Below are 1163 nucleotides of genomic sequence, written 5' to 3' on the forward strand. Positions count from 1 at the left end.
TTTACCACCGCTCTCAATAATATATTGTGCGATTTTTTCAACTAAAGGAACGCGAGATGATAGTTGATCGAAAATCAGGGCGTTGACTGCGTCGAACTCTTGCTCAACGCTCTGGTAGATGTCTTTTAAGTGCATTTAATCGTTCAAATTTTTGTAGAGTTTTGCTGCTTATCTATCGATGCGGTGCAAATGCTATGGTTCGGTGTGTCGAGTGTCAAGATAAGTTCTTATTAGATTGGCTTCAGTGTTGCATTTGCTTTCTTGTTTTATTAAAATCACGCGCCCCTCAAATACGAGGTTGTTCTCTGTTATAGGGTTGCCGAAGAGCTTCCTTTAGAAACAGATGTTAAAAAGCAGTGCTTTAAGAAACAACGGCAGGGTAGATTCAGATCTATAAGTTGAGGGTTATTAAAATTGGAGAACATAAATGTACGCAGTTATCGTAAGCGGTGGTAAGCAGCACCGTGTTACAGAAGGCGAAGTACTTAAGCTTGAAAAAATTGAGCTTGAGACAGGCGCTAAAGTAGATTTTGATCGAGTATTGCTTGTAGCGAATGGTGACGATGTAAAAATTGGTGAGCCAAACGTGAAAGGCGCTAAAGTGACAGCAGAAATCGTTAGTCACGGCCGTCATGACAAAGTAAAAATCATGAAGTTCAAGCGTCGTAAGCATCACATGAAGCAAATGGGTCACCGTCAGTGGTACACTGAGGTGAAAATCACTGGTATTAAAGGCTAAGCTAAGCGTTTGCACTTAGTGCGAATCAGATAGCGAAAGGAGTAATCTAATGGCTCACAAGAAAGCGGGTGGTAGTACCCGGAACGGTCGCGATTCCGAGAGTAAACGCTTAGGCGTTAAGCGCTTCGGCGGCCAAGTTGTTTCAGCAGGTAGCATTATTGTTCGTCAACGTGGTACACGTTTCCACGCTGGTACTAACGTTGGTTGTGGTAAAGACCACACTTTGTTTGCAACTGCAGACGGCGTTGTTCAGTTTGTTACAAAAGGCCCTCAAAACCGCAAATACGTAGAGATCGTAGCAGCGGAATAAGCTTGGTCTTATCAAAAAAAGCTCCGCATTGCGGGGCTTTTTTTTTGCGTTTTTGTAGCGCATGAAAAACTAGCAGTTAAACTGAGTCAGTGGCTTGTAGATAGAGCGGAAAAA

The 1163-nt window shown here is 42.8% G+C and carries 2 protein-coding genes; both read left to right on the forward strand.

Annotated elements, in window-relative coordinates:
• Nucleotides 1–427 precede the first annotated feature (427 nt).
• Complete coding sequence (rplU, locus tag A3738_RS07795) at nucleotides 428–739, forward strand: 50S ribosomal protein L21 (RefSeq protein ID WP_068458279.1); 312 nt, start codon at nucleotides 428–430, stop codon at nucleotides 737–739.
• A 49-nt stretch (nucleotides 740–788) separates the two neighbouring features.
• On the forward strand, nucleotides 789–1049 hold the full coding sequence (gene rpmA, locus A3738_RS07800; RefSeq protein WP_068478588.1) for a 50S ribosomal protein L27: 261 nt from the start codon (nucleotides 789–791) through the stop codon (nucleotides 1047–1049).
• The last annotated feature ends 114 nt before the right edge of the window (nucleotides 1050–1163 follow it).

This window comes from Oleiphilus sp. HI0066 (assembly GCF_001635725.1).

Excerpts from the sequence above, each read along its gene's own strand:
- rplU (WP_068458279.1), top strand. The coding sequence starts at position 428 with ATGTACGCAGTTATCGTAAGCGGTGGTAAGCAGCACCGTGTTACAGAA.
- rpmA (WP_068478588.1), top strand. The coding sequence starts at position 789 with ATGGCTCACAAGAAAGCGGGTGGTAGTACCCGGAACGGTCGCGATTCC.